The following is a 21481-nucleotide window of genomic DNA, read 5'->3' as shown; positions in this document are numbered from 1 at the left end:
CATGGCAACGGTTAATCCGTGGAAAAAGTTTATTGGCCTGCTGCCGGGTGGCATGCGCACTGTGGGCGATGTGATCAGCATCGACACTGCCGCCGCGACCAGCGTCATCGAGCTTCGCAGCGGTGTGCAGATCACAGCGCGGGGTGTTGATGTAGCGGTGGGGCTGAAAGCCTTCATCGTTGACGGCGATATCACCGGGCAGGCGCCAAGCCTGCCGCAGTATGATATAGAGATCTAAACCCTTGTTGATTTGGCCAAGCTATGATTGATGACTACGATTGTGAGAATGTTTTATACAGGTATAAATACCTAAAGTTTGATGAGAGTAGTTTGAAGATGCTCACTGATGGGACTCTGAAATTTACTTGTCCGTCTGAATTCAATGACCCTTTTGATTGTGCTCCTGCATTTGAACTTGGTTCAGAATTCGACTTGGCCGAAAGAATGAAGTCTAAATGGTCTCTCTCTCCTGAGGAGTATGCGAAAACTCATAAGAATATTTCAGAAAGCTTAGAAAATGGCTCCTATTTAAACGGGTTGCATAATCTTGTAGGGGTTTTAAGTTTGAGCAGGACTCCAGTAGGCATTCTTATGTGGTCTCACTATGCGGATCATCACCGAGGATTTGTGGTAGAACTGAGGTTGTCCCTAGATGCTCCGAGTGAGTTGCTTGACCCAATGTTGCCGTTTCCTGTTGATTATGCTGAAAAAAGACCTTCAGTGCCATGGGGGGAAAAGGCTGATTCGAAACAGTACCTACTGACGAAATCTGTAGAATGGAAGTATGAAGAAGAAGAGCGGGTTCTTGTAAGTGGTGCTGGAATATACGATTACTCAAGAGAGCATTTTTTATCTAGTGTCATAGCCGGTTCGCGCATGTCAGACTCTGATTTTAGTGAGCTAAGTAAAATTGTTGAGCAGGTTTCAAACGCTATAGGTAAGACAGTGCCAATTTACAGGGCCTCTGTCTCGAGTAAGGATTTTGCAGTAAATATATTGGGTCACCCGAACAGTCGACTTAATTAATATTAGGTATTTAATATTCTAAAGACCCGCAATATGCGGGTTTTTTTACGCCTGGAGGAAACATGGAAATAACCGAGCAGCAACTGCTGCACATCATGCCAAACGCCCGCAAACACGCGGGCGTTTTTGTTCCTGCCATCAACGCTGCCGCCAAGCGTTGGCAGTTCGACCGACCCAAGCGCATGGCCATGTTTCTGGCTCAGGTTGGTCATGAGTCTGGCCAGCTGCAATTTACCCGTGAGCTGGGCGGTAATGCGTACCTGGCCAAGTACGACACGGGCCGATTGGCTGAGCGGCTGGGCAATACGCCCGAAGCTGATGGTGATGGCCAGCTCTACCGGGGGCGCGGGCTGATCCAGATCACGGGCCGTTTCAATTACCTCAAGTGCAGCGCCGCGCTGTTCGGTGATGACCGCCTGCTGCGCACACCTGAATTGCTCGAGCAACCAGAATGGGCCGTCCAGTCTGCAGGCTGGTACTGGTGGACGAAAGAGCTGAACACCTTGGCCGACCAAGGGCTATTCACCAAGGTCACTCGCAAGATCAACGGCGGCGTGAATGGCTTAAAAGATCGTCTGCAGCTTTGGGCGCGGGCGCGGGAGGTGCTGCAGTGAGCGGCTTATCAGTTGAACGCCTAATCGTTTATGCCGTGATAGCCCTGGCGCTGGTTAGCGTCGGGGTCTGGGTGTCATGGGCCATCACAGATAACAGCTGGCAGGCCAAGCACAGCGAATACGTCGCCCAGGTTGAAAAGGCAGCAAGGGCAGCAGGTGATCAGGCGCGTAGTGAAGAGCAACGCCGCCAAGCGGCAATAGAGGGGATTCGCCAAGATGCACAATCAAAGATCGATGCTGCAGCGGTTGACGCTACTGTTGCCGGTGCTACTGCTGACAGCTTGCGCGCAGAACTTGCCCGGCTCAAGCGCAGCCCCGCCAGCTGTCCCGGTGTTACCAACCGAGGCGAGGCAGGGGCCGATTCAACCACTGTGCTTGCCGACCTGCTTGAAGAAGTGGAACGAGCAGGCCGAGCAATGGCTGAAGAAGCTCAAAGGCGCGGGGATGCAGGGAGCGCCTGTGAAAAGTCTTACGACTCACTCTGGCCCGATCAATAACCAGCCGTATCAGTTCCAAACTGGTCAACCCAGTGAATAGGCACGCCAGCCACCTCTGCTGCTTTTCTCAGAGTGTAGGTATCGTGGGTGCTGGGAAAGGCAACCATGCCATCAGGCTGTAGGTCGAGCATGGCCTTGTTGCGAACATCATCAGCTTTATCACCCAAGGCTGCGCGCTGAGCTTCGACAACAGTGCAGGGGACGCCCCGGCTCTTTGCCCACGCCGCCGTAAATTGATCCGTGCCACGGTCGTTGCTGCGAATTATCTCAGCGATGACCCGCGTGCGGTGGATGTAATCGAGCAACTCGTAGACGAATGCACCATCTTTGTACTTGTGGCCACCGCAGACAATGATTTTTACAGGCATCACTACCTCCAGCGACTAATTAAACCATCAAAAAGAAGCGACCGGCCCAGGTGTTCGAGCACCCAAACCGGCCACTTAACCTGCAGCCATACCTGCAAGCCAAGCCAAGGCTTCTCACTCCGTGCACGAAGCGGGGGAGATCCTAGCACCTGTTTATTTATACAGTAAAGGTTTGCTATCTATGACTAATCCCATCGTTCCATGGCTGGGCGGCAAACGCCGTCTGGCAGACCGCCTGATCCCGCTGTTTCCACCGCATGAATGCTACGTCGAGGTCTTTGCTGGTGGCGCTGCGTTGTTCTTCCTGCGGCCACAGCCAGCTAAAACTGAGGTGCTGAATGATCTCAATGGCGACCTGGTGTGTTTGTACCGCGTGGTGCAGAACCATCTGGAGGAGTTCGTGCGCCAGTTTAAGTGGGCGCTATCGAGTCGGCAGATTTTCGAGTGGCAGAAAATCACCCGGCCAGAGACGCTGACCGATATCCAGCGAGCCGCCCGGTTCTTTTATCTGCAGCAGCATGCGTTCGGCGGCAAGGTCAGCGGGCAGACATTCGGTACCGCCACCACTGGCCCTTCGATCAACTTGCTGCGCATAGAGGAAAACCTCTCAGCTGCCTGGCAGCGTCTGGCCGGAACCTACGTTGAGAACCTATCGTGGCTGGATTGCGCTGAGCGATACGACCGCCCGCATACTTTCCATTACATGGACCCGCCGTACTGGGAAACCGAAGGCTATGGCGTGGACTTCCCCTACGACCAGTACCTGCAGATGGCTGACTTCATGCGGCGCTGCAAAGGCAAGGTGATGGTCAGCATTAACGATCACCCGGACATCCGCAAAGCGTTTGAAGGCTTCCACATGGAAAGCCTGGATATCCGTTACAGCTGCACAAACCAGCGTCAAGGCGCGGCCGAAACCACGGGTGAGCTAGTGATCACGAACTGGAAACCGGCTGAGCTGGGCGGGCTATTCGATGGCATCTGATTCGCTTGCTATGTGTTCGCGCCAGAGCGTTACTGATGTCAGCCAAATCAAACAAGGACAAGCCCCATGAGCCTCAATGAACATTTACAACCGCTACCAACTGAATTGCTACTAGCCATGGCAAAAGGCGAAGTTGATGCCCAAGCCATCGCCGCAAAACTTGTTGCTGAGCGGGGGCTGAATGCTGAGGGGAAGTGGGTAGGATTTGAGAAGGCTGCTGATGTTTGGTCGGTGAAAAATTAATTGTTTTATTGATCATGGGCCATGGTCCGCTATGGCTCAGGTGGTAATGAATAACATCGGCTCTGAGTCGCCCCTAGTTTCGCAGGCACTTCAACACCAGCACTTGGCATTACCAGATGATGCGGCCGTCGGATTCAACCCCTGAAGCATTGCGGATCACTTCAAAATCGTACATTCCAAACTTGTATTTTTGAATGATTTTGATAACGAAGCTCGCCGAGATCTGCAACGTTCTCTCAGCCGCCCTCGGCTTGATCGCAAAGTTCCTTGATGCTTCGGAGGCCACGCCGCTGTAGACAATTGCATCAATTCCCGGATTACGCTCGAAGAGAAGCCGGGCAAGCGTTCTTGAATGAAGATACTGAGTGTGCTGGGCTGAGATGTCCTTGAGGATTGAGGAAAGAAATGCGTCAGTGAAGACGAAGCTCTTTCCGAAATCATGGGGCATCTGATTCAGATGCTTGTTAATTAATTGTCCGATTATCTCTGAGGTCAAGCCTGAGCCCCAGCGGTGAACATGAGTGATTTCGCCGATCATTGCACATCTCAGCATTTCGTTAGGATCTTGCTTAAACGCTGCCACATGCAAGAAGTCACCCTTCGAAGCGCCTATTTCTTCGAAGGTAGACATCAGGTTCGCTGACAAATAGAGGACTGGGGCATTTTCTTCATTCAACCGTCCAGCGACAGTGTGTTCCGAAGGAGGATGGTTCAGTTCACCGACGCACTGAAAGCCGGAGTCGGTCGGGCATTTTCGTGCCCGCCAAAATTCTCGGTCATATGTCATCTCATAATTTATAACCTCGTAAAAATTGAGCAGGAAACTCAACTTCTCACTTACGAGTGTGATGTCCGTACTCGCCAAGATCGCCGTAGAAAGCTCGTCGAGATAGGACAGCTGAAGTGCTTTGAATTCCACGGATAGTCATCCCTTAATGGATCGCACTGGTGCATAGGAACGCGCGAAACCAGATTCTACTGAAGGCTGTTCAAGACGGTATCTACATCGTCCCAAGTCCGCACCTAGTGGGAAACCTCGAAGCGTTTCCCTCCAGAGAACATCTAGGCTACCTTGCTACCTGTTGCGACTGGCAATAGCCGGTAAAAAAATGATATATACCCAAAGCGCGCCCTAACGGAAGACTACAAGCAGATTGGGTAAGAGCCAGACATTTCCTATCCAGAGTATTTTCCTGTATGTCTAAAAAAAAATCAAAACCGAAATACGACCCCTTCAAAATATTAAGCCCTCAATATATTAATCGAGATCTAGAGGATTTGGCGAAAAGACTCTTTGAACTATCCGCTAAGGGCTCAAAACCTATATGGGATGAGCTTAAAGTCGGAAATATCAAAGAAGATCTTGATTTAAGAAAAAGATTTCTTGCTTCGTCGCACGCAGGAATGAATGAGGCTCAGCAATCAATTGTCGAAATAATCCAGTCCAATCAGAATCTAACTAACTCACAAACAGTTTTGATTCAAGGGGTGGCCGACAGTATGGCGTGGCAATTGATAGGAAACCAACTTTGCTATGCTCGTTGTTTTTACAAAGGGCACAAGCCAGTAAACCTGAAGCAATCAAATTTCGATTCGGTTGTATTGGCTGCAAATCAAATGGCCAGTATAGATCCTGGTAGCTTTGCGTTGATTTCCGATTTAACTTCTTTTGTCCAAGTTGGAGATTTGCTAACCATGGGGTCACTTGGCGGACTTACCATTAGCGAAGTGAAAGAAGGACGAAAAAATCATGAAATCTTAGAGTTCATGAACTTCATGACGCAAAGCGACTGCCCTCGGGCGTTCCAATATTTCGCTCAGGAACATGGAGAGTCCGGGATCAAACAGCTACAACGGATGTTTCGTCAAGCGGACAGAATGGGGTATGTGAAAGAGGTCATGTTGAAAGGACGCTCTCTCGACCCAGATACAAATCATAAAATAAGTATTCCTGAGGAGTTTATATATATTCAAGACTGGGATAGTGAACTGAATTCAATATTAGAAGGCTCTGACTCCAAGGGTTGGGATTTAAATGTTATCGACGACTGTCTTTTTATAGCCTCATACTCAGAGGATGCCATGCTTAATCATGGTCACGGAATGTTCAATATTTGGTTTGACCAGTTTGGGGGTACAGCTAGCTGTCCGCGAATTCGACTAATAGACTCCATGACCCATCCTTTAGCTATGCCGATTTTCAATTTTAATATTTCAGATGAGCATAAGTTTGATATCCTTTTTGGCAGGAAAAATGTTTGCATTGGCCTCAACATAAACGCCTTGCTTAAAAAACTTATAAGCGTAGGGCTCAAGGTCCGAGAAGCAACTAATAAAGAAGCTAGCAAAATGGATCAGCAGGGATTTCCTCCCTACAGGCATAATGGAAAGGCTATATTCATTGGCAATGAACAGCAAGAAATGCCGCTCATGGACGGTATATTTTTGAGGATCCTATTCCACAGTCAACGTCCAGTTGAAACAATCCAAGCCATACTGAATAATTCACCAAAACTAACTCCATGAATTGTTCAGAATTCCATATTTGAATCGGCTAAAAAAATGGCCATGGTGCTTCTAGGGATTGAGGGGTGGTTCATTAATCCTCAAACAAAATAGAGTGTTGAGGCGGCGGGTAAAAATCACAAAGTACTGAAATTCTGGAAAGATGAATTTGGGGCTGAAGCTATGAGTTTCTGGGTGCATTGACAAAAGTCCTACTTATGAGGTGTTATTTCCACTCCCAGTTTGTATAGCTTTTAAATATCTCTGTCAGTTCTTCAGGAGCCAAGGAGTCAACGATATTTTTGCGATATGTATGCACTTTTTGAATGCGCGCATCTTTGAAGTGGGCTGGCTTATATGGATCAAATTTTCCATACGGCGCCAACTCCTCTATATCTGTATTGATAGTTTTAAGCCAAGATACCATTATCACAGTAGAACCTGTCATCTCTATAAACGTTCTGGCGGATTCTAGGGAATACCCTTTAGTACAAATATCATCAATGACAAGAACAGTTTTCCCCTTCCCAAGGGGTGGTTTTTTGTACATTTCAGTAGATGACCGCATTGGTATCTTGTTCAGCACTATGGTGTTCAGTTGATTTAGATGATCGAGCGCCTTGCCGCTGTTTCTTGCTGTTTGAGACTTTTGAGAAGCTGTGTGCCTGATTATCAAGTCGGGCAGATAGTTCTTACGAAAGCACTTGCCAAAAATCGCCATGGCATCATTCATCACAACGTTCCCGGAGCCCGCTTTATGCCCTGGGTATACAGTAATATAATTAATTCGCTTGTGAATACCTGTAAAGTACAAACTTGAAACTATGGCCCCGATCCAAAAATCTGGATGCCCTAGAGCATGCTTTGCTGCTGCACGGGCGTCCTCCGAGTACAAGGTATACTCAGGCTTCATTGTACTGAAAGGAGCCAGAGCGTAGTATTCGAAGCTGCCCTCATGAATTTCATGGCACCAAAGATGATCACGAAAACAAAATGTATCTATGAACCTAGCAATATCTTTTGGTGTGGCAAACTCAAAACCATAGTCGGTTTTATTTGCGTACCACGTAGCTCTCAGAAACAGAAGGCCACCATTGACTGCTGTCTGCATATCACTCTCCGAGGCACCAACATAAACAACCTCAGTGCTCTCCCAGCCCATGGTCTTCAGTACATATGCAGTCGCATCCGCCCTAGGTTTAGGCGGCATTTTTGGATCTTTTGCGCGACAGAAATATGGGAAATCTCCCCACATTTCTTTCAGTGCATCCTCCAAAGGCTTTTTCCCGTCACTCACTGTCCACGCGCGATTAGTGAAGACAACAAATTGAGTGCCCGTCGCTTTAAAGTAAGTTATAAGCTTTTTAACTTCGGCAAACACCGCCAAATCTGTTTTGCCTTGCTGCAATAAAACATCCTCGATACTTAGTATCACGCCCTTCAACTTAGAAGCCATAAAATATCCTTATCAAATATCTAGATTAAACTGAGAGCCTAAGTCATCGCGTATGCTTTTCGGTGGAAGTTTATCCTCTTTAATAAACTCAAGAAATTCTGCAATTGAGCGCGGCAATTCATATGAAATAGCCCCGTACTGCTCTTCAGAAAAAGTCAATTCTGGCCTTGAGTTGTATGTGCCAGGAAGATAAACGTTAGCAATCTTTTTTTCATACTTTGATGAAAACCCAACTGTATGTGCTGTGCCGCTTTTTATATTCCATTCAACAGGAATCAATGTGTCGCATAGAGCGGCTTGTATTCTATTTCTTCGCACAAAATTTTCTGAACTGTAAGATTGATGCGGCAAATACTCCGTCACAATACTTCCGCCGCTATCTAGTATCTGAGCACGCAAAGTCTCAGAGCCGCGAGGATAGTTCTCTTTAATACCAGTGCCAAGCACGGCGATCGTAGGTAAGTGGTATCGAAGTGAATCAATATGTGCAAGTTGGTCTATCCCTAAGGCTAGCCCGCTAACTGTAATGTAGTTAGCTCCTGATAGACACGAGAGAACCAGTCTCGTTAGAAACATACCGTCTTCAGTCGGCTTTCGAGTTCCGACAATGGCAATAGACTTGGCGTTGAGGTTTTCCACCGCCCCTTGAATAAATATCCACTCCGGCGCATCCGGAATGCGTTTTAGCTTGTCTGGAAATCCTTCCTCCTCCTTAAAGATAAGCTTTATATTTTCTTTTTGTAATTCCCGAGCAAGTAAAAGCCCTTTCCCCCAAATCTCTTCTTGTACATCAGGAAGAGCATTATTGCGCTCATCATGGCTTATGATTTTCTCATAATACTTGGTGTCTGGAGATTTCAGAATTTCTTTAAATCCAAATCCAGACTGTGCAATCTTATGTAGCGTCCAGAAGCCGACTCCTCTTAGTGTTGTCATTGCAAGAAAAGCAATTTTCTCGTTCTTCCAAAATTCTCGCTGCTCCATAGACACTGCTCTGCGCCTTCTCTTATGTTCACCCTAAATTACTAGACATACATTATCATGCGGGGGCTCACATTGGCCCTTATGCTGGCTATGAGCAGCTCTCTGTCCGCCCCCTTTCTGCGCCCGAGGCTCCTTCCTGACAACGCCCAGCCGATCCAAACTTAATCTCACCGAAACGCTCTGATTCTCTATACGCATCTTACTAGCTGCTTTTGGCCGTGATCAGCCTACAGTATCGACCTGAAGCGGTCAGTAGCGCCTAATCAGCCGACCCGTTAAGAGAGTTGGGCTTGAATGAATTGTTAGGCATTGCTCCAACCTCTGGAGAACCTTTCTGATACGACGCGAAATCCGACAGCTGTCAGGGCGTCGCGCGCAGCAATTGCAGCCCTTTCGAGCTCACTAGAACAAGGGTTATTCTTTGGAATCCAAATTAGCTCATTTCCTACGAGCTGGTGACAATGTAATGGACAGATCGATATGAACGCGGATTCAGCTATGCCAACGGCCTTCGGGTCATGAGATAAGAAGCTGACGTATACATCCCTGTCATCATCGTAGACATAGATGCTTACATCATGCGTATGTGGATTTAACTTGACTGTATTGGGTAGTGCCAACTTTACCCACGCTAAGGAGTCTATATCCTTATAGAAAATAGAGTCATCGGGTGACCAACCCGACTGAAGAGCTAAGCTGGCAGCAGCCGAAATGCTCAGACAGGTGAAAAATCCAATTTCGGCGGGCTGGTTGTTTTTAACGAGCGACGCTGTCACAACGCCAATGACAAGTCCCGATTCGTCGATCAGTGGCCCGCCACTGAATCCCCCCCTAGAGGTGGCCGATATAACGTAGGTCAGGTACTTGCTTCCTCGAACGTGAACTAAGGCATTAATCTTTCCCTCGACTGCAACCTGAAAAGGGTGTGTGGTCAGAGGTATTGGCGGATAACCGACACAAACTACGGGTGATAGCAGGGTGATGTCTTCTGATAGATAAATGTCATCGGTTGAGCTGAGTTTTATTGCTGGAATATTCGCCGCTTCATCGACACGAATAATCGCAACATCCACGTCGCCATCAGCAAGTATTGGATCTCCAACAACCTTGAGTGAGCGGGGGCGGATCTCATCGAACAAGTGGTTGTTGTGATAGTCGGTGTTGGTACTTAGTGGTTGGGTGATGCTGATCTCTTGGAGTCGATTGCCCTCTAGTACGTGCTTGGCTGTAACAAAATAGCCGTCACCAATATGAAATGCGGTTCCAATCGACTCGTCGCCATCCTTTGTTTCAACGATGACATGCGCGATAGCGCCACTCGCTTTCAGATAAACCTCTCGCATACTCTCTCCAATGCCTAGCGCGTGAGCTCAGGGCCGTAGCGCGTACAGCGAATTGTTGGGCCAAACCGCGACCATTTATATTTTGGTTGTCCAAGCGCCAGCTCGATAGGCAACAATTGATTGATAACATTCTCTTGTAGGCAGCCCTGACACCTCTAAGTTGTATTTCCTACACAGGCAGTAGAAATCATGCAACAACCTGACCAGTCCTTTTGCCATCATGCTGTCCGGATTGCCATTAGCTTGCAGGCTGGGTGCTAGGCAAGGGTACGGCTTCCGTGCCGGAATAACTGTCACGGATTTCCATGCACTGGGTGGGAGGGGATTTTCCTAGCTTTCTTAGATGCCTTGAATGGCTACTTTTGGCCGTTAACTACCTGACGCGAAAGTTGCTCGGCCCTGATGACGTGGCCATGTAAAAGGATCTCCGTGGTACAAGAATGGTACGCACGAAATCAATTCTGGTCGAAGTCCTTTGTTTTAGCAGTTCTGAGTTTTAGTCCTTCCAATCCATCATCTGAGTCTCGCCCAGGCTCTGAATCTTTCAAAGCAAAACGCCCGATTTTAAAGTATATTTTAAGTGGCTTTTGGGCAACCCAGTGAAACGAATCCGACTTTAGGAGCGGTGGTGGACATGCGGCAAACCTCTGGCTACGAGCGGCGGACACGAAGCATGTCCGTTGATCAAAAAGTGCGCAATTCTAGCGGCGCTTTGTACAGTTTTCCAGTGTATTCGCTGGCAATTATCGGTGCTGAGCCGGTGACGGGCGGTTGCTGTTGCCAAAACTAGCTGCTGCAATTAGAGGGCGGCGACGATTATGAAGAAACTGACCATCCGTTATTCGCCGCTTCCGACGAGCAAACAATCACTGTGGCCGTGGTCTCTAATGATGAAGACGGTCTTGCTGGCGAACATCTCAGCTAAGTGCGTCTAAGCGTTACGGCCAAGCGTCATGGCGACAGTGGCGGCAATAAGTGCCGCGAAGGCAACACTGTATGCGGCCGAGCCCCAGCCATATGCCTGTATCGCGCTGCCGATGGCGATGGGGGCAATGATCTGGCCAAGATTGTTGCCTTGGATAATCAGCCCCAGAACGATCGGTACCAGGCCTGCCGCCGGTGCGGCAGTTGGCGCGGCGGATAGCAGCGTGGCAGGAATAAGCCCGCCTACAGCCGAGAAGACCACACAGAGCATGAATGTGACAGCGTCGGAAAACAGCGGCTGGAAGATGCCGAGGCTGGCTGCACCCATGGTAAGGCTCGCGCTGATGAGCAGAGTGGCGCGTTTAGTTCCTCGCGACAGGAGAGCGCCTGCGGCAAGATTACCGAGGATATTCGCCGCCGTCGCGAGTGCGCTCAACAAGCCGGCGCTGCTGTGTGTCACTTCCATGCGCTGCATCAGCAGCACGGGTAAAAAGCTGAAGAGCGCGAAGAACATCAGGCTGTAGAGTGCGAACATGGCGGCGAGCAGCACTGGTTCTCGAGTTGTGCAGATATGCATTGCCTGCATTTTCAGGCGCCGCCATGACCAGGTCTGCCGTTCACCTGTGTCCGGTATGATCAATTGCACCAGAATGAAAACGGCCAAGGTCAGCCCGCAGCTCGACCACCAAATTGTGCGCCAGGTCTCGAACAGCGGGCCAGCGAGCATGGCGACGGCCATGCCCACCGGCATAAAGCAGCTCCATAAAGCGAAGGCGAAATCCTGATCACTGCGTTCGCTTACCTGCGCCAGGATTGACGGCGCTGCAACTGTAATCAGCAGGAAACCTGCGCCCTCGACGATTCGTGCCAGCAGAAGCACAGGCAAACCGGTGCCCAGGGCACCGCATGCTGAACCAAGGACTGTTATAAACAAGCCGATAAGCAAAATACGCCGACTGCCAACACTGGCGATAAAAGCCCCGGCCGGTATACCGCCAATCAGTCCCAGTACTGCGAAAACGCCAGTCAGCCAGCCAATGTCGACAAGACTAATGGCCAGATCCGCTTGCAGCATGGGCGCGGCGATGACCGCCTTACCCAACTGCAGTGCCGCCACGATACCCGCACTGACCAGCAGAAATACGCTTGCCCACCGGGTCGTCGAGGGTTTGTTTGTCATCACGCCGCCTCTTGCTTGCGTCCGGTCGCGAGGGCGAGGGCTATCTGTGCGACATGCCGGCCTTGAAAGTGCGCGCCAGCCAGCTCATTGGCGCTCGGTTGGCGGTCGCCACCATTGCCGTCGTCCGCCAGTGTCGAGGCGCCATAGGGCGTGCCACCGGTAATCTCGTCCATCCTCAGCTGGCCTTTGAAGCTGTAAGGCAAGCCGACCACCAGCATGCCGAGGTGAAACAACACGGTGTGGGTTGATTGCAGGGTGGTTTCCTGACCACCATGCTGGCTGCCGGTCGAGGTGAAGACGCTGCCCACTTTGCCGACGAGTTTGTCTTCGGCCCAGAGCCTGCCGGTCTGATCGAGAAAGTTCTTCATCTGCGAGGCCATGTTCCCGTAGCGGGTTGGGGTGCCGATGATGATGGCGTCGTAGTCAGCAAGCTCGGTGGGCGTGGCGATCGGAGCCTTTTGTTCGGCCTTGTACCCCGACTTTCTTGCTGCAGCTTCTGGCACCAGTTCGGGTACGCGCTTGACCTCTACCGTCGCCCCCGCGAGTCGCGCGCCTTCTGCAACCGCAGTCGCCATGGTTTCAATGTGGCCATAGGATGAGTAATAGAGCACCAGTAACTTGATCATTTTTGCCTCACGAGGTGTTTGTTGTGAGGGTTTAGCGTGCGCCCTTTAATTGCTCTGTATAAGTGATATAAATTAGATCAGATCGATCATCTGGAGTGATCATGTTAGACGCGCTTACCCTGGACCAAATGCGCACGTTCGTCACCGTCGTCGACAGCGGCAGCTTCCGCGCGGCCGCAAGCAAGCTTTACCGCGTACAGTCGGGAGTCAGTGCGGCAATCGCTAATCTGGAGGCTCAGCTCGGCGTCAGGCTGTTCGACCGCTCCGGACATCGGCCTGTGTTAACGCCAGAAGGCAAAGTGCTGCTCGGCAATGCACGAGATATTCTGTTGCGTGTGGATGCGCTGCGGGCCAAGGCACGCGGGCTGGGTGAGGGTGTAGAGCTGGAACTGCCGATTGCCGTCGACACGCTATTTCCCATACAGCAGATGGGTACAGCAATAGTTCGGATGCGTGAAATCTATCCGTCGGTCACGCTTCGGCTTGTGGTGGAGCCCCTTGGTGGGCCGCTGCTGGCGCTCAAAGAAAAGCGCTGCACCCTCGCTATCATGGTTGGCGAAGACTTCCGCGACCCGCGCATCAGTTTCGAGGCCTTGTCAGCCGTTGCCCAGGTCGCGGTGGTTGCCGCCGGGCATCCGCTGGCCAACCAGGCGACCAGTTGTAGTATTGGTATTTCGCAACTTGCCGATTATCTGCAGATTGTTCTTTACGACTCTTCTCAAGTTTCCCAGGGACGTGATTTCGGTGTGCTTTCACCACAAAGCTGTCGAGTGAATACCCAGGATGCCAAGCATGCTCTGATTCTGGCAGGCGTCGGTTGGGGGCGGTTGCCGCTTTGGTTGGTGAGGCGCGATTTGACCGAAGGCCGACTTGTACGACTAGGCACTCATTCGTTGGGCCGTAATGGGGAAGCTGTGTCGCAGGCCTACGTCGCTCACAGGCTTGACGAGCCCATGGGGCCGGCCGCTCGCAAATTTGTCGAAGTCCTGGCAGAACTCAACGCCGGTAGCTCCCCCGCACCAGTGGCCTAGGCCCTATATCAAGGGGCACTCACATCAGTTTTTCGCTCAAGCCAAAGGCCTCATTCGGATTAGACGTTCGCATCACTACGAGTGACGGGATCAAAGCCTGATGCTGAGCAAGTGGTTGACTGCTTCTGTTGCCGAGTGTCGTCAAAACTAGCGGCTGAAGCTGATCGCGCCAGTTATCGCATTGCCTGCAATTAGCGCAGGTGGCTTGCTGGCATTGGCTAGAATATCTGTCTCAGGTATCAGCTGGAGAGCCAGGATGATTAGCAAAAATACCGTTTGCATTTGGTATAACGGCGATGCTTTGGATGCCGCGAACTTCTACGCTGAGACGTTTCCGGACAGTGCAGTCGGCACCGTTTATCGTGCCCCGATGGATTACCCGGCAGGTAAAGAAGGTGATGTTTTGACTGTGGAGTTCACGGTGATGGGCGTTGCCTGTCTCGGACTTAATGGTGGCGGGGGCGTGAAGCATAGTGAAGCGTTTTCGTTTCAGGTCGCCACCGACGATCAAGAGGAAACGGACCGCCTGTGGCATGCAATTGTTGAGAATGGCGGTCAGGAAAACGTTTGTGGCTGGTGCCAGGATAAGTGGGGGCTTTCATGGCAAATCACCCCGCGTGCCTTGTCCGCCGCGATAGCCCATCCTGATCCAGCTGCGGCCAAGCGTGCATTTGAAGCCATGATGCATATGACCAAGATCGATATTGCCAAGATCGACGCAGCCCTAAGGGGCGATTAGCTGGGTGTCGTCCTTCGCAAATAGCCCGGCCCAGAGCAAGTCCAGCCGGGCACTATTGAGCAGGAATCAGTTCGAGTTGCGCTGTGGCAGCATGCGGGTCAAGGTGTTGTCGCGCACGATGTAATGGTGAGCAATACCGGCTGCAGCATGCAGGCCGATCAACCAGTAGCCAGTGGTGCCAGCCAGTTCATGCCAGTATTTGATCTGCTTGGCCAGGTCCGGGTTTTTAGCCAGCAAGGCAGGCAGTTCCATGCCGAAGAAGGGGATTGGTTTACCCGCGGCACTGAGAAGCAGCCAGCCGGCAAAGGGCGTACCAATCATCAGGGCGTAAAGTGCTAAGTGCATAAGGTGGGCGGGAATCGCCTGCCATTGCGGAATCGCCGGTACGATTTTCGGCGTCGGCGCGATCAGGCGTGCCAACAGGCGCAGCCATACCAGGGCAAACACCGACAAACCCAGCATAAAGTGCCATTGCTTAAGCAGTTCACGGGTGTCGCTGCCTTTAGGGAAATTGCCTTTCAGCTCGATGCAGCTATATACCCCAATCAGCAGAATGACCATCAACCAGTGCAGGCTGATGGACAGGCTTCCGTAGCGGTGTTCGGTGTTTTTCCAAGTCATTGTTCAGGCTCATCAGGTTAATCGGGGTACGAATAGTAAGAGTTTAAACTTAAGCATTACTGAACAAAGATAGAGTTGCTGGCGATGCGCAGGTATTTCAGCCCAAGCCTTGACTTAGGTCATTTAACGATTCGATAAAACTGCCCAATAAAGCAGGCGCGAGCTCTCTAGCATAGGCTTTGCTGAGGGCTAGTATAGCTTGGGAGCTGTCTCGGGCCGGGATGCAGATTTTTAGCAGGGGCGCTGACTGCTTTCGAGTTTGTCGGTATAACTGATCGATAGACACTATAGTTATCAGGTAATCTGGGATAATCCGCTGCGCCGGATGGCTGACAAAAGCCGCTTGTGCATCCTGTGGATGAATCAAGGTATTTGCTGAGTAAAGGAGTCAGGCATGCACAGTAACTTGCAGGACGGATTCGGTCGTAGAATCGATTACCTGCGTATGTCGGTGACCGATCGCTGCGACTTTCGCTGCGTGTACTGCATGGCCGAAGAAATGACTTTCCTGCCGCGCCAGCAAATTCTCTCACTCGAAGAGCTTTACCGGCTGGCGGCGTTGTTTGTCGGCCAGGGCGTGAAGAAAATCCGTCTCACTGGCGGCGAGCCGTTGGTGCGCAAGGGTATTGTCGGCTTGTGCGAGCAAATCGCTGCGCTGCCTGGTCTGCGTGAACTGGTGATGACCACAAACGGCTCGCAATTGGTCAAGTTGGCCAAGCCGCTTGCTGAGGCGGGGGTCAAGCGCCTGAATATCAGCCTTGATAGTTTGCAGGCAGACAAGTTCCGCGCCATTACCCGCACCGGTGAATTAAACCAGGTGCTCGATGGCATCGAGGCAGCGCGTGATGCTGGCTTTGAGAGCATCAAGCTCAATACCGTGGCAATGGCCGGGCGCAATGCCGATGAGGTGCTGGATCTGGTCGAATACGCCATGGCGCGCGGGCTGGATATTACCTTTATCGAAGAAATGCCACTGGGTGACGTGGGCCGCTCCCGTGGCGAGAGTTTTTTCTCCAGCGATCAGGTGCGCGCGCTGATTGCCCAGCGCTATTCAATTATCGACAGTGCCGAACAAAGCGGTGGTCCGGCCCGGTATATTCGTCTGGAAGGCCATGCGAACAGCCGCGTTGGCTTTATCTCACCGCATTCGCATAACTTTTGCGCCACCTGTAACCGCGTGCGGCTGACTGTGGAAGGGCGCTTATTGCTTTGTCTGGGTCATGAAAACTCGGTGGATATGCGCGCATTGTTGCGCCGCTACCCTGAGACCGATCAACCCTTATTGGATGCTGTTGGCGCAGGCCTGCAGCGCAAACCTGAGCGCCATGAGTTCAGCCACGATGATCAGATTCAAGTGGTGCGCTTTATGAATGCTACTGGCGGCTAAAGCCAGATTTGCTTAGCACAAAGGCCGCAAATGCGGCCTTTGTGGTTTTTGCAGGCCCAGCAAAGACGCTCAGCAATCTAGAAAAATTCTGGCGCTTTGAGTCGGTGATAAAGGGGTTGGCCAACAAACAGGCACAAAAAAGGCCACTCAATTGAGTGACCTTTATATGTTTGGTTGCGGGAGCCGGATTTGAACCGACGACCTTCGGGTTATGAGCCCGACGAGCTACCAGACTGCTCCATCCCGCGGCCGCCATTCTATCTATCTGAGGCTCAGTGTCAAACCTAATCTGAAATAAAATTGTTTTCCGTTCAGTTGCTTAGAGTAAATCAGCGGTTCGGCAGGCAAATGCGGAGCACGGCTAAGCAAATACAGAAGAGAGCTAGAGGAGGGCGCGACAGCGTTTGGCAATAAATAAGGCACACAGCAAAAGGCCCCGACAGTTTTCACTGTCGAGGCCTTATGCATGAATCTGGTTGCGGGAGCCGGATTTGAACCGACGACCTTCGGGTTATGAGCCCGACGAGCTACCAGACTGCTCCATCCCGCGCCGGCCATTCTATAGAGATGAAAGATTCTGTCAATCTATTTCTGCTTTTTAATCAATTAGTTAAATCGTAAAGGGGGCAGAAACAAAAAAGGCCACTCAATTGAGTGACCTTTAAATGTTTGGTTGCGGGAGCCGGATTTGAACCGACGACCTTCGGGTTATGAGCCCGACGAGCTACCAGACTGCTCCATCCCGCGGCGGCTATTCTATCGTCTGAAACGCTGCGGTCAACCACCAACTTCAGAAAAAACTGTTGTTTGTTCAAATGCTTAGCGATTTTGCTGACTTGGCTCGGGCCTCAGCCCTTGTATGCAGCAGCTTTGCGCGATTTTGTGGCAGTTCATCGGACTGTCATGAAAATAGATAGTTATCGACTTATTGCAATGACCTGGCTCTTCAACTGGGTGTTGCGCTAGAGTCCGTCACATTTTCAGCGAGGTAGTCATGGCTCATACATGTAAAAGCTGCGGTGCAACCGTTGCGGCAACAGATAAAAAATGTTCGGCATGCGGCGCAGAGTTGGCAGCAAAACCCAAGTTATTGCCCATCGCCGCTTTTATGCTGATTGTGATTTTAGTGATCCAAGCCTATATGGATAAGCCAGAAGACAAAGAACCCGCTCCGACTGAGCCGGCCAAAGCAGCGAGCCAATAGCCGCTGCATCTGGCTTATGAAATCTCGATCTGATAACGAAAGGTGTCAGCCGCGCCCCTGGATATGCGGTATTCAAGCGGTGTGTTGTCGTAGCTCAGAGCTGTTCGCTCAATGACCACGACCGGTTTGCCGGTGTCTATGCCGAGGGCCACGCTGGTTTGCGCATCGGCCAACTCGACGGTCAGGGTTTCCTTGGCTGATGCCACCAACTGCCCACATCGCTCCTCATAAAAGGGGTAGAGCAGGTTGCCAAAATCTTGCGGCTCTACCTCAAGCAGTTGGGCGAAGCGCGAGGCCGGCAGCCAGATCACCTCAGTGAAAATCGGGCGCTCACCGCTCATCCTGACACGCTGCATACGGATTACTGCATCTTCTGCACTGAGTTTTAGGGCGCTAATCACTGCTTGTGGGGCTGGTTCGAGGCCGAGTGAGACAATCCGGCTTTGCGGAACCTGATGCTCTCCAGAACTGTTGATCTGGCGGAAAAAGCGAAAGAACGATGAATTGAAATCAGGCCGGCGCACATAGGTGCCCCGGCCTTGGCTGCGTTGCAGCAAACCATCAACAACCAGCGTGTCGACGGCTTTTCTGACCGTTCCGATCGCCACGCTATAGGTTTTGGTCAGTTCTGCTTCGGTCGGGATTGGCTCTCCCGGACGCCATTCACCTGACGAAATCTTTGCCAGGATCTCGTCGCGCAGCCTTTGGTAGAGCGGTAAGCGCTGATCTGAGCCAAGGGTTAACCCATTCATACATACATCCAGACGATTTTTCCTCGCCTACTTTAGCACTGACCAGCGGCATCTGAGCTGTGTTGACAGTTGTCTTTGCTGAATATATGGTCATGTAGTCATATATATGAATATGTGACATAAATAAAAATGTGCCTGCTATGGCGCGCCAAGAACAATCGGCCAAGGTAACGACCTATGACCTCTTCGCAACTGTCTGGCATCGACACCCACGCGCATATCTTCAATCGCGACCTGCCACTGGCTTCCGGCCGGCGTTATAACCCGGACTACGACGCGCTGGTTGAGCAATATCTGGGCTTGCTCGACAGTTGCGGCCTGGCCCATGGCGTGCTGGTGCAGCCCAGCTTTCTCGGTACGGACAACAGTTTCATGCTCGCCGCGCTAGATAAGCATCCTGAGCGCCTGCGCGGTATTGCCGTGGTCTTGCCGAACATCAGTGCTGATGAGTTGGACCGCTTGGCGGCATTTGGCGTGGTTGGGGTTCGTTTGAACCTGGTTGGTCAGCAGTTAGAAGACTATTCAGATGATGGCTGGCAGGCGTTTTTCCAGCAGATCGCCGCACGGGGCTGGTCGGTTGAGATACAGCGCAGCATTGAAGACTTGGCGCAGATCCTGCCAGCAATACTGCAAACTGGGGTCAATGTGGTGATTGATCACTTTGGCTTGCCCCGTGGTGGAATCAACCCGCAGCAGGCAAACCACAAGGCCTTTCTCGAGTTACTCGCCAACCAGCAGGTTTGGCTCAAGCTTTCAGCGCCTTATCGCAGCAATTTAACCGCGGAGCAGGTTGCAGGTATGTTCGGGTTGCTACGTGCCGCCAGTGGAGGGCTGGAGCGCATGCTTTGGGGCAGTGACTGGCCGCACACCCAGTTCGAGGACTCGACCAGTTACGGCGAGCAGTTCCAGAGGATTCAGGCGCTGCTTGGCGATCCGCTTGAGTGGCAAAAAGTCATGTGCACAAACCCTTCACGGCTTTTTAAGTTCGTAAACACTCTTTAACCCATTACAAGAATAATTGGCGGGTCTGAAAATGATGAGTTTGATTGTAATCGCGGCAATCGTGATCTCCATAGCCTTGGGTTACAAAACCAAGATCAATATTGGCTTGTTTGCAATTGCCTTTTCCTACTTGATTGGTTGCTTTGTGATGGGCCTGAGCCCGTCAGATGTGATCAAGATGTGGCCGTTGAAGATGTTTTTCATCATTTTCTCTGTGTGCCTGTTCTACAGCTTTGCGATTGTTAACGGCACTCTGGAAAAGCTGGCTGAGCACCTGCTTTACAGCTGTCGCAAATTCCCGCATTTGCTGCCCTATGCGGTGTTTCTGACTTCCGCGCTGATTGCCGGTTTAGGTGCAGGCTATTACACGGTGCTGGCGTTTATGGCTCCGCTGACCCTGATGCTGTGCGAGCGCACGCGCATGAGCCTGATTCTCGGGGCTATGGCGGTCAATTATGGTGCTCTGGGCGGTGCCAACTTTGTTTCGAGCCAAAGCGGGATAATCTTCCGTAGCCTGATGACAAACGCCGGTATTGCCGAGAACACGGCGTTTATAAACAGTTTCGCAATTTTTCTAAGCACCTTTGTCATTCCACTGATCGTGATCAGCGGCTTTGTGCTTTTTACCGGGCACAAGAAGCTGATGCAAAGCTCTACCTACACCATCAGCCAGCCCAGTGCGTTGAACAAGCAACAGAAAACCACCTTGTTACTGACTGTCGTGATGATGGTGCTGGTGTTGATTGCGCCTATCGCACAGATTGTGCTGCCTGATAATCAAACAGTCGGTTTCATTAACTCGAAAATGGACATTGGCCTGATTGCCAGTGTGTTCGCGGTTATTGCGCTGTTGCTCAAGCTCGGTGATGAGCGCAAGGCAATGGCGACAGTGCCTTGGGCAACGCTGGTGATGATCTGTGGCGTTGGTATGCTGATCGCGATTGCAATCAAGGTCGGCACCATTGATTTGCTGGCGTCATGGATTGGCACTTCGATTCCGCCTGTCATGGTGCCGGTGGCATTTGGCGTCGTTGCGGCGTTGATGTCGTTGTTCGCCAGCACCTTGGGAGTTGTGACCCCAGCCTTGTTCCCGATTGTGCCGCCGATCGCCGCAGCGCTGGGCATTGATCCGCTGGTGATCTTTGTGTGCATCGTGGTCGGCGCGCAAGCCACTTCAATCTCACCGTTTTCTTCTGGCGGTAGCCTGTTATTGGGCTCGTGCCCGACCGAACAAAGCCGCTCCGAGTTTTTCCCAAAACTGTTGCTACGTGCGGCGCCCCTGGGTTTTGCCGCTGCATTGCTATTCAACATTGTCCTGACGCTGGTCTATTAAGCTGCTGCAGGGCTTTGTTACTTATTCGATTGGCTGGCCACTCATCTAAGCGTGCTGATATTGGCTTTGCGGGTGATAATGACGGCCAATCGAATTTCAGTAAGGAGCCCGCGCGTGGCGTTCGTAATCAAACCGCTTGATCCCGAGCACTATCGGCAGCAAACCCGACGCAGTACGTTGCTGGTCGCGGGGAGTTTCGTGCTGCTGACGCTGGTTTGCTCAACGCTTGCGGTGCAGCTGTTTGGGCAGCCCGGCGGTGATAACTTCCGCTTGAATCTGGCAGGGGTGATCGTCGCGCTGGCGTTGACTATTGCGCTGGTGCGCGGGGTGTTCTGGTCGCAGCCGTGGATGGCTGCTGCAGTGTATGGCTGGCAGCTCAAGCGTAACCTGATGCGTGTCACCAATGTCATGCATCAGGTGACTGCCGGGGTTAAGGTCGAAGACCCGCTGAGCATGAAGATACTGCGTTTCTATCACCTGGGTGTCAGCCAGATGCACCAGTTGGATGGCAATTCCGGCGAGCATGTGCAAATGCTCGCCGAAATCAATCAGCACCAAGAAAAGATGCAGGCGCTGAATATTTCGCTTGAGCAAACTACATTCGATCCTGAGTGGATCAAGCAGCTTGAACGCCGTGCTTGATGCGTGACTAAATAGCGGA

Annotated in this window: 22 protein-coding genes, 3 tRNA genes and 1 pseudogene; 14 read left to right on the top strand and 12 right to left on the bottom strand. The window is 51.4% G+C overall.

Annotated features, from left to right (window positions below; translation table 11 throughout):
* The first annotated feature begins 1 nt into the window (after nucleotide 1).
* The 4 genes from AACY26_RS12425 to AACY26_RS12410 all read left to right on the top strand — a co-directional run bounded on the left by AACY26_RS12425 (nucleotide 2) and on the right by AACY26_RS12410 (nucleotide 2137).
* On the top strand, nucleotides 2-238 hold the full coding sequence (locus tag AACY26_RS12425) for a hypothetical protein (protein ID WP_339514433.1): 237 nt from the start codon (nucleotides 2-4) through the stop codon (nucleotides 236-238).
* A gap of 23 nt (nucleotides 239-261) precedes the next feature.
* Nucleotides 262-1026 carry a DUF2971 domain-containing protein gene (locus tag AACY26_RS12420; protein WP_339514431.1) on the top strand — a complete coding sequence of 255 codons (765 nt, stop codon included), beginning with the start codon at nucleotides 262-264 and terminating at the stop codon, nucleotides 1024-1026.
* A gap of 62 nt (nucleotides 1027-1088) precedes the next feature.
* The gene (locus tag AACY26_RS12415) at nucleotides 1089-1640 is read left to right on the top strand and encodes a glycoside hydrolase family 19 protein (protein WP_339514429.1); all 552 of its coding nucleotides are present in this window, start codon (nucleotides 1089-1091) and stop codon (nucleotides 1638-1640) included.
* The gene (locus AACY26_RS12410) at nucleotides 1637-2137 is read left to right on the top strand and encodes a DUF2514 family protein (RefSeq protein ID WP_339514427.1); all 501 of its coding nucleotides are present in this window, start codon (nucleotides 1637-1639) and stop codon (nucleotides 2135-2137) included. Before AACY26_RS12415 ends, AACY26_RS12410 begins: the two co-directional genes overlap by 4 nt.
* On the opposite strand, the gene AACY26_RS12405 is transcribed toward AACY26_RS12410, so the two are convergent.
* Nucleotides 2131-2505, bottom strand: a complete 375-nt coding sequence (locus AACY26_RS12405) for an SLOG family protein (RefSeq protein WP_339514425.1) — start codon at nucleotides 2503-2505, stop codon at nucleotides 2131-2133. The genes AACY26_RS12410 and AACY26_RS12405 overlap by 7 nt on opposite strands.
* Before the next feature lie 181 nt (nucleotides 2506-2686).
* On the opposite strand from AACY26_RS12405, the gene AACY26_RS12400 reads away from it, so the two are divergent.
* Both AACY26_RS12400 and AACY26_RS12395 read left to right on the top strand, forming a co-directional pair.
* Entirely contained in the window at nucleotides 2687-3490 is an 804-nt protein-coding gene (locus AACY26_RS12400) for a DNA adenine methylase (protein ID WP_339514423.1), read from the top strand.
* A gap of 66 nt (nucleotides 3491-3556) precedes the next feature.
* Nucleotides 3557-3733 (top strand): hypothetical protein, encoded by a 177-nt coding sequence (locus AACY26_RS12395; RefSeq protein ID WP_339514421.1) that lies wholly within the window; start codon nucleotides 3557-3559, stop codon nucleotides 3731-3733.
* A gap of 109 nt (nucleotides 3734-3842) precedes the next feature.
* Here AACY26_RS12395 and AACY26_RS12390 read toward each other — a convergent pair whose 3' ends face one another.
* The gene (locus tag AACY26_RS12390) at nucleotides 3843-4652 is read right to left on the bottom strand and encodes an RES domain-containing protein (protein WP_339514419.1); all 810 of its coding nucleotides are present in this window, start codon (nucleotides 4650-4652) and stop codon (nucleotides 3843-3845) included.
* 278 nt (nucleotides 4653-4930) lie between these two features.
* On the opposite strand from AACY26_RS12390, the gene AACY26_RS12385 reads away from it, so the two are divergent.
* Both AACY26_RS12385 and AACY26_RS21380 read left to right on the top strand, forming a co-directional pair.
* Nucleotides 4931-6259 (top strand): hypothetical protein, encoded by a 1329-nt coding sequence (locus AACY26_RS12385; RefSeq protein ID WP_339514417.1) that lies wholly within the window; start codon nucleotides 4931-4933, stop codon nucleotides 6257-6259.
* A gap of 108 nt (nucleotides 6260-6367) precedes the next feature.
* Nucleotides 6368-6442 (top strand): annotated as a pseudogene (locus AACY26_RS21380) (transcriptional regulator); the annotation flags it as partial.
* Nucleotides 6443-6464: 22 nt separating this feature from the next.
* On the opposite strand, the gene AACY26_RS12380 reads toward AACY26_RS21380, so the two are convergent.
* The 5 genes from AACY26_RS12380 to wrbA all read right to left on the bottom strand — a co-directional run bounded on the left by AACY26_RS12380 (nucleotide 6465) and on the right by wrbA (nucleotide 12751).
* A complete protein-coding gene (locus AACY26_RS12380) occupies nucleotides 6465-7694 on the bottom strand; it encodes a hypothetical protein (protein WP_339514415.1) in 1230 nt (409 codons plus the stop codon).
* A gap of 12 nt (nucleotides 7695-7706) precedes the next feature.
* Nucleotides 7707-8678, bottom strand: a complete 972-nt coding sequence (locus tag AACY26_RS12375; RefSeq protein WP_339514413.1) for a DNA-processing protein DprA — start codon at nucleotides 8676-8678, stop codon at nucleotides 7707-7709.
* Between the two features lie 302 nt (nucleotides 8679-8980).
* A complete protein-coding gene (locus AACY26_RS12370; RefSeq protein WP_339514411.1) occupies nucleotides 8981-10021 on the bottom strand; it encodes a S1 family peptidase in 1041 nt (346 codons plus the stop codon).
* A 931-nt stretch (nucleotides 10022-10952) separates the two neighbouring features.
* A complete protein-coding gene (locus tag AACY26_RS12365; RefSeq protein ID WP_339514409.1) occupies nucleotides 10953-12125 on the bottom strand; it encodes an MFS transporter in 1173 nt (390 codons plus the stop codon).
* A complete protein-coding gene (wrbA, locus tag AACY26_RS12360) occupies nucleotides 12125-12751 on the bottom strand; it encodes an NAD(P)H:quinone oxidoreductase (RefSeq protein WP_339514407.1) in 627 nt (208 codons plus the stop codon). Before wrbA ends, AACY26_RS12365 begins: the two co-directional genes overlap by 1 nt.
* A 101-nt stretch (nucleotides 12752-12852) precedes the next feature.
* Between wrbA and AACY26_RS12355 the strand changes: the two genes are divergently transcribed.
* Both AACY26_RS12355 and AACY26_RS12350 read left to right on the top strand, forming a co-directional pair.
* Nucleotides 12853-13782 (top strand): LysR family transcriptional regulator, encoded by a 930-nt coding sequence (locus AACY26_RS12355; protein WP_339514405.1) that lies wholly within the window; start codon nucleotides 12853-12855, stop codon nucleotides 13780-13782.
* Between the two features lie 256 nt (nucleotides 13783-14038).
* The gene (locus AACY26_RS12350) at nucleotides 14039-14521 is read left to right on the top strand and encodes a VOC family protein (protein WP_339514403.1); all 483 of its coding nucleotides are present in this window, start codon (nucleotides 14039-14041) and stop codon (nucleotides 14519-14521) included.
* Nucleotides 14522-14587: 66 nt separating this feature from the next.
* On the opposite strand, the gene AACY26_RS12345 is transcribed toward AACY26_RS12350, so the two are convergent.
* Nucleotides 14588-15142, bottom strand: coding sequence for a cytochrome b (locus tag AACY26_RS12345; RefSeq protein ID WP_339514401.1), 555 nt, complete (start codon nucleotides 15140-15142; stop codon nucleotides 14588-14590).
* A 394-nt stretch (nucleotides 15143-15536) separates the two neighbouring features.
* Here AACY26_RS12345 and moaA point away from each other — a divergent pair, with 394 nt between their 5' ends.
* A complete protein-coding gene (gene moaA, locus AACY26_RS12340; protein ID WP_339514399.1) occupies nucleotides 15537-16529 on the top strand; it encodes a GTP 3',8-cyclase MoaA in 993 nt (330 codons plus the stop codon).
* Nucleotides 16530-16700: 171 nt separating this feature from the next.
* On the opposite strand, the gene AACY26_RS12335 is transcribed toward moaA, so the two are convergent.
* From AACY26_RS12335 to AACY26_RS12320, 4 genes are all read right to left on the bottom strand, one after another.
* Nucleotides 16701-16777, bottom strand: a tRNA-Met gene (locus tag AACY26_RS12335).
* 225 nt (nucleotides 16778-17002) lie between these two features.
* Nucleotides 17003-17079: transfer RNA gene (locus tag AACY26_RS12330), tRNA-Met, on the bottom strand.
* A 120-nt stretch (nucleotides 17080-17199) separates the two neighbouring features.
* Nucleotides 17200-17276 (bottom strand) — tRNA-Met (locus tag AACY26_RS12325).
* 471 nt (nucleotides 17277-17747) lie between these two features.
* On the bottom strand, nucleotides 17748-18485 hold the full coding sequence (locus AACY26_RS12320) for a GntR family transcriptional regulator (RefSeq protein WP_339514397.1): 738 nt from the start codon (nucleotides 18483-18485) through the stop codon (nucleotides 17748-17750).
* 177 nt (nucleotides 18486-18662) lie between these two features.
* Between AACY26_RS12320 and AACY26_RS12315 the strand changes: the two genes are divergently transcribed.
* The 3 genes from AACY26_RS12315 to AACY26_RS12305 all read left to right on the top strand — a co-directional run bounded on the left by AACY26_RS12315 (nucleotide 18663) and on the right by AACY26_RS12305 (nucleotide 21462).
* On the top strand, nucleotides 18663-19487 hold the full coding sequence (locus tag AACY26_RS12315; protein WP_339514395.1) for an amidohydrolase family protein: 825 nt from the start codon (nucleotides 18663-18665) through the stop codon (nucleotides 19485-19487).
* A 31-nt stretch (nucleotides 19488-19518) separates the two neighbouring features.
* Entirely contained in the window at nucleotides 19519-20820 is a 1302-nt protein-coding gene (locus AACY26_RS12310; RefSeq protein ID WP_339514393.1) for an SLC13 family permease, read from the top strand.
* A 78-nt stretch (nucleotides 20821-20898) separates the two neighbouring features.
* Nucleotides 20899-21462: a DUF3087 domain-containing protein gene (locus AACY26_RS12305; protein WP_339514391.1), complete on the top strand. Its 564-nt coding sequence runs from the start codon at nucleotides 20899-20901 to the stop codon at nucleotides 21460-21462.
* Nucleotides 21463-21481 lie beyond the last annotated feature (19 nt).

The sequence above is a fragment of the Pseudomonas sp. RL_15y_Pfl2_60 genome, from assembly GCF_963970595.1.
GTDB lineage: Bacteria > Pseudomonadota > Gammaproteobacteria > Pseudomonadales > Pseudomonadaceae > Aquipseudomonas.
Note: the sequence above shows the minus strand (reverse complement) of the source record. Positions and strands in the feature narration are given on the sequence as shown.

Bases quoted from the DNA above. Each gene is read 5' to 3' on its own strand.
- AACY26_RS12425 (WP_339514433.1), top strand. From the start codon at position 2: ATGGCAACGGTTAATCCGTGGAAAAAGTTTATTGGCCTGCTGCCGGGT.
- AACY26_RS12420 (WP_339514431.1), top strand. From the start codon at position 262: ATGATTGATGACTACGATTGTGAGAATGTTTTATACAGGTATAAATAC.
- AACY26_RS12415 (WP_339514429.1), top strand. From the start codon at position 1,089: ATGGAAATAACCGAGCAGCAACTGCTGCACATCATGCCAAACGCCCGC.
- AACY26_RS12405 (WP_339514425.1), bottom strand. From the start codon at position 2,505: ATGCCTGTAAAAATCATTGTCTGCGGTGGCCACAAGTACAAAGATGGT.
- AACY26_RS12400 (WP_339514423.1), top strand. From the start codon at position 2,687: ATGACTAATCCCATCGTTCCATGGCTGGGCGGCAAACGCCGTCTGGCA.
- AACY26_RS12395 (WP_339514421.1), top strand. From the start codon at position 3,557: ATGAGCCTCAATGAACATTTACAACCGCTACCAACTGAATTGCTACTA.
- AACY26_RS12385 (WP_339514417.1), top strand. From the start codon at position 4,931: ATGTCTAAAAAAAAATCAAAACCGAAATACGACCCCTTCAAAATATTA.
- AACY26_RS12380 (WP_339514415.1), bottom strand. From the start codon at position 7,694: ATGGCTTCTAAGTTGAAGGGCGTGATACTAAGTATCGAGGATGTTTTA.
- AACY26_RS12375 (WP_339514413.1), bottom strand. From the start codon at position 8,678: ATGGAGCAGCGAGAATTTTGGAAGAACGAGAAAATTGCTTTTCTTGCA.
- AACY26_RS12370 (WP_339514411.1), bottom strand. From the start codon at position 10,021: ATGCGAGAGGTTTATCTGAAAGCGAGTGGCGCTATCGCGCATGTCATC.
- AACY26_RS12365 (WP_339514409.1), bottom strand. From the start codon at position 12,125: ATGACAAACAAACCCTCGACGACCCGGTGGGCAAGCGTATTTCTGCTG.
- wrbA (WP_339514407.1), bottom strand. From the start codon at position 12,751: ATGATCAAGTTACTGGTGCTCTATTACTCATCCTATGGCCACATTGAA.
- AACY26_RS12355 (WP_339514405.1), top strand. From the start codon at position 12,853: ATGTTAGACGCGCTTACCCTGGACCAAATGCGCACGTTCGTCACCGTC.
- AACY26_RS12350 (WP_339514403.1), top strand. From the start codon at position 14,039: ATGATTAGCAAAAATACCGTTTGCATTTGGTATAACGGCGATGCTTTG.
- AACY26_RS12345 (WP_339514401.1), bottom strand. From the start codon at position 15,142: ATGACTTGGAAAAACACCGAACACCGCTACGGAAGCCTGTCCATCAGC.
- moaA (WP_339514399.1), top strand. From the start codon at position 15,537: ATGCACAGTAACTTGCAGGACGGATTCGGTCGTAGAATCGATTACCTG.
- AACY26_RS12320 (WP_339514397.1), bottom strand. From the start codon at position 18,485: ATGAATGGGTTAACCCTTGGCTCAGATCAGCGCTTACCGCTCTACCAA.
- AACY26_RS12315 (WP_339514395.1), top strand. From the start codon at position 18,663: ATGACCTCTTCGCAACTGTCTGGCATCGACACCCACGCGCATATCTTC.
- AACY26_RS12310 (WP_339514393.1), top strand. From the start codon at position 19,519: ATGATGAGTTTGATTGTAATCGCGGCAATCGTGATCTCCATAGCCTTG.
- AACY26_RS12305 (WP_339514391.1), top strand. From the start codon at position 20,899: ATGACGGCCAATCGAATTTCAGTAAGGAGCCCGCGCGTGGCGTTCGTA.